8 protein-coding genes and 1 pseudogene are annotated in these 6,444 nt (G+C 67.4%); 5 read left to right on the plus strand and 4 right to left on the minus strand.

Annotated elements, in window-relative coordinates; translation table 11 throughout:
* Positions 1-68 precede the first annotated feature (68 nt).
* Entirely contained in the window at positions 69-1,022 is a 954-nt protein-coding gene (locus tag IH48_RS0104175) for a pirin family protein (RefSeq protein WP_030899185.1), read from the plus strand.
* 556 nt (positions 1,023-1,578) lie between these two features.
* A complete protein-coding gene (locus IH48_RS37460) occupies positions 1,579-1,896 on the plus strand; it encodes a molybdenum cofactor biosysynthesis protein (RefSeq protein ID WP_324604285.1) in 318 nt (105 codons plus the stop codon).
* A 179-nt stretch (positions 1,897-2,075) separates the two neighbouring features.
* Here the strand turns inward: IH48_RS37460 and IH48_RS0104185 are convergent, their stop codons facing one another.
* Both IH48_RS0104185 and IH48_RS0104190 read right to left on the minus strand, forming a co-directional pair.
* Entirely contained in the window at positions 2,076-2,588 is a 513-nt protein-coding gene (locus IH48_RS0104185) for an RNA polymerase sigma factor (RefSeq protein WP_234434114.1), read from the minus strand.
* Positions 2,589-3,009: 421 nt separating this feature from the next.
* Positions 3,010-3,348, minus strand: coding sequence for a GNAT family N-acetyltransferase (locus IH48_RS0104190; RefSeq protein ID WP_051839059.1), 339 nt, complete (start codon positions 3,346-3,348; stop codon positions 3,010-3,012).
* Between the two features lie 77 nt (positions 3,349-3,425).
* Between IH48_RS0104190 and IH48_RS34800 the strand changes: the two are divergent.
* A pseudogene (locus IH48_RS34800) lies at positions 3,426-3,815 on the plus strand (peptide-methionine (S)-S-oxide reductase).
* 60 nt (positions 3,816-3,875) lie between these two features.
* Here IH48_RS34800 and trxA read toward each other — a convergent pair.
* Together trxA and IH48_RS0104200 are read right to left on the minus strand one after the other, a co-directional pair.
* Complete coding sequence (trxA, locus tag IH48_RS0104195; RefSeq protein ID WP_030899194.1) at positions 3,876-4,205, minus strand: thioredoxin; 330 nt, start codon at positions 4,203-4,205, stop codon at positions 3,876-3,878.
* 90 nt (positions 4,206-4,295) lie between these two features.
* Positions 4,296-5,069 (minus strand): SDR family NAD(P)-dependent oxidoreductase, encoded by a 774-nt coding sequence (locus tag IH48_RS0104200; protein ID WP_030899198.1) that lies wholly within the window; start codon positions 5,067-5,069, stop codon positions 4,296-4,298.
* 381 nt (positions 5,070-5,450) lie between these two features.
* On the opposite strand from IH48_RS0104200, the gene IH48_RS0104205 reads away from it, so the two are divergent.
* A complete protein-coding gene (locus tag IH48_RS0104205) occupies positions 5,451-5,756 on the plus strand; it encodes a DUF427 domain-containing protein (protein WP_030899200.1) in 306 nt (101 codons plus the stop codon).
* 208 nt (positions 5,757-5,964) lie between these two features.
* A complete protein-coding gene (locus IH48_RS0104210) occupies positions 5,965-6,294 on the plus strand; it encodes a hypothetical protein (RefSeq protein ID WP_030899203.1) in 330 nt (109 codons plus the stop codon).
* Positions 6,295-6,444 lie beyond the last annotated feature (150 nt).

Raw genomic sequence — 6,444 nt, forward strand, 5'->3', positions numbered from 1 at the left:
AATGGAGTCGCGCTGCTGGATGTTAAGTGTTCAACTGAATTGGAAGCAGACATCGAGGAGGGCACACCATGCCCGCTGTGACCGTGGAGAACCCGCTGACCCTGCCGCGCGTGGCCGCGCCCGCCGACGCCGTCGCCCGCCCCGTGCTCGCCGTCACCACGGCGCCGAGCGGGTTCGAGGGCGAGGGCTTCCCGGTGCGCCGCGCCTTCGCCGGCATCAACTACCAGTACCTCGACCCGTTCATCATGATGGACCAGATGGGCGAGGTGGAGTACGCGCCGGGCGAGCCGAAGGGGACGCCCTGGCATCCGCACCGCGGCTTCGAGACCGTCACCTACATCATCGACGGGATCTTCGACCACCAGGACTCCAACGGCGGCGGCGGGACCATCACCAACGGCGACACCCAGTGGATGACCGCGGGCAGCGGCCTGCTGCACATCGAGGCGCCGCCGGAGGCGCTCGTCGTGTCGGGCGGCCTCTTCCACGGACTCCAGCTGTGGGTGAACCTCCCGGCGAGCGACAAGATGATGGCGCCGCGCTACCAGGACATCCGCAGCGGCTCCGTGCAGCTGCTCACCTCACCCGACGGCGGCGCGCTGCTGCGCGTCATCGCCGGCGAGCTCGACGGGCACGAGGGCCCCGGCGCCACGCACACGCCGATCACCATGATCCACGCCTCGCTGCGCCCGGGCGCCGAGGTCACGCTGCCGTGGCGCGAGGACTTCAACGGCCTCGCGTACGTGCTGGCCGGGCGCGGCTCCGTCGGCACGGACCGGCGCCCCGTGCACACGGGCCAGGCGGCGGTCTTCGGAGCCGGGGGCTCGCTGACCGTGCGGGCCGACGAGCAGCAGGACTCGAACACCCCTGACCTGGAGGTCGTGCTGCTCGGCGGCCGCCCGATCCGGGAGCCGATGGCGCACTACGGGCCGTTCGTGATGAACACCCAGGACGAGCTTCGCCAGGCGTTCGACGACTTCCAGGCGGGCCGCCTGGGTACGGCGCCGGTGCCGCACACCTGAGGAGGGGGCTGAGGGCCCGGACCGCGCGGCCCGGGCCCTCAGTCGCCTTCGCGCAGGTCCTTCACCACGCGGAAGCGTTCGAGCACGACCTCCGTCAGAACGTCTCGTGGCCGGCGCGCCGGCCACCGTCGTGTGTCCCCCGCCGCCGGGGTATGGCACCCGGCCTTGACCAGACCGACCGTTCTTCCCCATTGGTCCACGGGGTCCTCGGCATCCGTCCGGTCGACGAAGCAAAGGCTGTCCCGGGCGGGACGGAAGGCTTCGCCTTCAAGACACGTGCGCTGAAGCCGTCTGATCCCGGCCGACCTCAGCCCGGAAGAACGGGAGATAGGGAGTCCGTCTCGGTATGAGCTCTCCAAAAGCGCCTCCCAGCGAGGTGGAGGTGGTGCAGCTCCTTGTGTCACCGGTGCACCGTTACTCGGGGCGCCCAGTCGATGGCCCGGAGCCCGATCCAGAGGGCGGGTTGGTGCCGTGCATCAAGGTGCGCAGGCACCTCGGGATCGTCGGGGACCGCTACTACGCGCGGCCGGCCCACCGGGATGCGTCTGTGACCATCATGACCGAGGAGGGGTTGCCCGTGGCTGTCGACCCGGCGACCGACCTCTGTCAGACGCGCAGGAATATCCTGCTGCGGGGCGTCGACATCGACTCCTACGTCGGCTGGACCATAGAGCTCGACACCGGCGACGGACCCGTCGCACTCGCCGTGAACCGCGCTGCACGGCCCTGCGCGTGGATGGACGCGGTGATCGGCCCCGGCGCCCAGCGGGCGCTGAGGGCAAGGGGTGGTGTGCGGTGCACGCCACTGATCGACGGGGTGATACGCGTCGGCCGGGCGAGCTTCCGCGTCACGGAGGGCACGGCCGGCCACTAGCCGGGTAAGCGGGGTGAAGGCTCATCCGTCGCTCAGGAGGACCGCCAACGAGGCGCCACCCATGCCGAGCCGGGCGACGCCTTTCCCCGTACCGTCCGGCACGAACTGGCCACACTGTCGGCAGCGAGCGACGAGTCCCGGCTCTCGCGACAGCACTGGCCCGTGCGTGAGGCAGCGGCTCAGCCCACCGCAGTGAGGTGACCATCAGCGATCAGCTTGGCGCGCAGCTTCTTGCGAGCGTCGAACATGGTCTTGTAGAGGGCGTTCCGGCTGGTTTCCAGCTCGTCGGCCAGGGTTCCCAGGGGGACCCCCTCGACTACCACCGCGGTGAAGACCCGTCGCTGCCGGTCGCTCAGCGCCGTCTCGACAGCCTCTCGGACGGCCTCACCCAGCTCTTGTGCCTGCCAGTGGTCGACAGGGTCGATGCCCGAGTGATCTGGCATCTGCGCCCACTCGTTCAAGTCGAACCGGGCGGTTGGGACTCGCCAGAAATGGCGGCCCAGCTTGCTCGACACTTCGAGCACCACGAACCGGAAGGCCCAGGTCGTGAATCTGGCGTCACCCCGAAAGTCGTGGATCTTGCGGGTGATCCCCATAAGAGCGTCGGCCGCCGCCTGGTGGGCGAGGTCGTTCAGCTCAGGACCCGTGATCCGGCACAGAGGCCCCCGGCGGAACGCTTCGCCGATCGCCATGCGAACCAGTAGCGCGTGCAGACACACACAGGCCTGCTCGTACCGCAGGCCCTTCCCCTCTCCCAGTGCGTCTACCCACGCGGCGGATTCCGGGTCCAATGGCCTTCGAGTTTCGCAAGCCCCTTCCATCGGAGCCGCGTCACCAATTCCGGCAGAGTCGCTTGGACCCGAGTGGCATGACTTCCCAACGCTCGCAGAATACATGGTTCTCGATCCCCAGGTCATCCGTACGAACAATCTAACCACGGGGCCATCTACACACCGTCTACGTTAAATCGCTGCCTGAGTTCTCGAAAATTCAACCCTCTGCGCATTCAGAATCCAGCGGCGAATAGTTCCCTGGAGCCCTTAGAGGCTGGGAAAGGGCCGCATTCTCATCGCGCATTCAATTGCAGTGTCCATTGCGGCGAGCCGGACGGCCTCAGCTGCCAAGACGGCCGGGGTGGCCCGGGTCGATCAGCTGCTCGTAGCCTGGATTCTCCTCGATGAACCGGTCGACCACAGGGCAGTGGTTGGTGATGGTCGCCCCCTTGGCTGCGAGGTCGTCGAGGGCGTAGCGGATCAGCAGCTTGGACCAGCCGCGCCCTCGGAACTCCTCCCGGATCGTCGTATGGGTCAGGACGCGTCGCGAACCGACCGTCTCGTAGACGAGCATGCCCGCAGCCTGGTCGCCGTAGCGCAACTCGTAGAAACGGCCATCCGGGTTGTCCGAGACCTCCACGCGCTCGCCGCCCGCAGGTCCCTGCTGTCCGCTGGTCATGATTGACCTCGCTTCTCGGTCGTCCAGGGCTTGCTGTCGCGGCGGACGAACACGGTCAGGCGTGTCTTCGTCGGTAGCTGCGATCAGCACACGTTCAGAAGTTCCGTGAGCTTCCGGGCATTGTTAAAGACGCGTGTCGGCGCACGGGAGGCGAGGTCGTGAACCCGACCTACCGGAGGCACGGAAACCACGCCGAAGGGATCGAGATCACCCACGGCCCGTCGGCGTGAGCTACCGGTCGCCATCTTCTACCTGGACGACGAGCCCCGCCACGTGGCGGGAGCGACGATCGCCGACATCGAGGCGCCTGGGCTGTGGCCCGGGAAGGTGGTCACCGAGGTGGTGCCCTGCGGGACATTCCGGGTGGCCGGCCCCGAGCACCAGGACTGCCTCCGGCGCTACCCGAACGGCTCTGCACGTGCCACCACGTCCGCCCGGACTGGCGGCTGCCCAAAAGGTCGGCCTGAAGACGGCCACAAGGCTGCCCCCCGGATGCCGGCGGGGGCAGCCCACGCGGGCCCCGCCGGTTACTTGAGGAACTCCATCAGGTCGTGCTCGAGAGCCGCCTTCGGCTTGGCCCCGATCACCGTTTTGACTACCTTGCCGCCCTGGTAGACGTTGAGCGTGGGGATCGAACTGACGCCGTACTCCTGTGCGGTGCGAGGGCTGAGATCCACGTTCAACTGCACCACCTCGATCCTGTCACCGTACTGGTCGGCCAGCTGTTCCAGCACTGGCGCCACCAGGCGGCAGGGTCCGCACCACGGGGCCCAGAAGTCGACGAGAACGGTCCTCTCGCTCGCAAGCACCTCCACGGGGAACGTTTCGTCGGTGACGTCTCTCAGGCTGCCTGCCATGTGGTCCTCCATACGCGGGCATCGCGGTGGATGCGGTTGGCGAAGGTAGCCCGTCCGGGGCGGTCAGGCGTCCAGGGCGGGCAGCCAGAATCAGTTCCGGCCGGCCATGATTCCGCCGTCGACGTTGAGGATGGCGCCCGTCGTCCAGCTCGAAGCATCCGAGAGCAGGAAGACGATCGCCGAGGCGATATCCCGGGGCGTGCCAACGCGGCCGAGCGGGTGCAGGCCGCTCAGCTGCTCCATCGCGCCGTCGAGCTGGTCGGCGGGGAAGACCTTCTCGAACAGGGGTGTCCTGGTGACCGCGGGGGCCACCGCATTCACGCGGATGCCCTCGCCCGCCAGTTCGATGGCCAGGTTGTGCGTGAGGGCGTGCAAGCCCGCCTTGGCCATCGAGTAGGCAGACGACGGGGTGACACCGATGGCCTGATGTGCCCACATGCTGCCGACATTCACGATGGCGCCACCCTGCCCGCCGGCGATCATGCCGCGCACGACGGTCTGGGTCAGGAAGAACGTCGCCCTGTTGATGTCGTGGTAGGCGTCGTAGTCCGCAACCTCGTAGTCGAGGAACGGCTTCGGAATGTAGAACCCAGCGGCATTGACGAGAAGCGTGGCATCGGGGTGGTCCTCCGCCAGTTGCTTCTGCGCTTCTACCACCTGGTCGGAGTCCGCCAGGTCCGCGGCGACCGACCAGGCGGTGCCCGACCGCGACAGTCCCGCCACGGCGTCGTCGAGTTTGCGTCCCGTGCGACCGACGAGCACCGCGCTACCGCCCGCCGCCACCACGTCCTCGGCGGTCTTGAGACCCATTCCGCTGGCGCCGCCGATCACGACGATCTTCTTGCCCTCGAAGTCCGTAGCCACGCGAATCACTCTCCATTGTGCGGCGAACACTTCTTGTTCGCAGTCGACTGTGCCACGGCGGGGTCTACGACAGCTCTACAGCGCCTCTACAATGTGTGCCAAGACCCGCCTGCAAGGATGCGGAATACGTCAGGCCGCCAACTGCCTTCTGCGCGCTCCACGGTCTACTAAGACATTGTGCTGATGGCACCGCCGTCGTACGTCACGGTTCTCCGGGCGGACTGCTCAGCCCGCATCCCGTAAGCACTCGACTTTCGCAACCGTGCCGGGTAAGAGCGCGACTGCCTGCAACGCTGAACAAGCAGTCCCAGCACACCAGATGCTGATGCCGCTCCTTCAGCACGAACCGGGCGAAGGAACTCAAGGAAGAGGGAGGCTCTCATGAGAGCCACTATGAACGGGCGCGTCCTCGCCGAGGCGCCCGACGACGAAACGATCGCGATTGAGGGGAACGTCTATTTCCCCCCAGGTTCAGTGACACATGCCCTCCTCAGCGAGAGCGATACCCCGTACTTTTGCCCTTGGAAGGGGCGCAGCCAGTATTTCGACGCCACCATCGGCGACAAACGGGTGGACGATGTGGCCTGGAGCTACCCTGACCCCCTCGCCGGCGCGATAGGGATCGTGGGGCAGGACTTCTCCGGCTACGTGGCGTTCAGTCCTGGTGTAGCGGTCAGCCGCGGCTGACCGCTCGCCTCCTCACCAGCCGGGCCGGCAGCAGGCCACCGCGGTCGCACGAGGGAGGCCGTCTCTTACCCGGGCGGCCCTCCTCTGCCGGGTAAGGTGCGCGCTCCCTGCGACGCACACCAGGTGAACAGGGACCACCGGCTCCGGAAAGCGGTCTGACGATGCGATGGCGTCGACGGAGCCGAAAAGGCGACAGGAGGATCACACCGTGACCACAAACCGCGACGGCTTCCGCGCCGAAGACGGCGCCCAGGTGCCGGCTGAGCGGATCGCGGCCGCCGTCACCGCAGGGAGCTTCATCTACAGCGACGGCGCCACGCAGAGCTTCGATCCCGGCGGGGCCACCCGCTACACCGAGCACGGGCGCGAGACAGCGGGCACGTGGTCCATCGACGAGGACGGTCACTTCAGCTCCTTTTGGCCCCCCGACTATCGGGCCTCCTACGAGGTCCGGTGGGTGGTGGAGAAAGGGCACGTCGTCGGTTTGCGGTTCTCGGACGTCGTGAGCGGTGCACACTTCGACGGCCGATACCACTGACCGGCACAGATCACCGAGACAGCGGGTCGCGAGCGCGTGGAGGCGCAGCACATGGACACGAGCGAACGTCTGTCCGCGCTGGCCCGACGAGTGGGTGCCGCCGATGTCGTGGACGCCATGGGCCGCCTCCACAAGCACCGGAGTCACATC

Source organism: Streptomyces sp. NRRL F-5126 (assembly GCF_000721265.1).
In the GTDB taxonomy this organism is placed as follows: Bacteria; Actinomycetota; Actinomycetes; order Streptomycetales; family Streptomycetaceae; genus Streptomyces.

Bases quoted from the DNA above. Each gene is read 5' to 3' on its own strand.
- IH48_RS0104190 (WP_051839059.1), bottom strand. From the start codon at position 3,348: ATGACCAGCGGACAGCAGGGACCTGCGGGCGGCGAGCGCGTGGAGGTC.
- IH48_RS37460 (WP_324604285.1), top strand. From the start codon at position 1,579: ATGACCGAGGAGGGGTTGCCCGTGGCTGTCGACCCGGCGACCGACCTC.
- IH48_RS0104205 (WP_030899200.1), top strand. From the start codon at position 5,451: ATGAGAGCCACTATGAACGGGCGCGTCCTCGCCGAGGCGCCCGACGAC.
- IH48_RS0104175 (WP_030899185.1), top strand. From the start codon at position 69: ATGCCCGCTGTGACCGTGGAGAACCCGCTGACCCTGCCGCGCGTGGCC.
- IH48_RS0104185 (WP_234434114.1), bottom strand. From the start codon at position 2,588: ATGGCGATCGGCGAAGCGTTCCGCCGGGGGCCTCTGTGCCGGATCACG.
- trxA (WP_030899194.1), bottom strand. From the start codon at position 4,205: ATGGCAGGCAGCCTGAGAGACGTCACCGACGAAACGTTCCCCGTGGAG.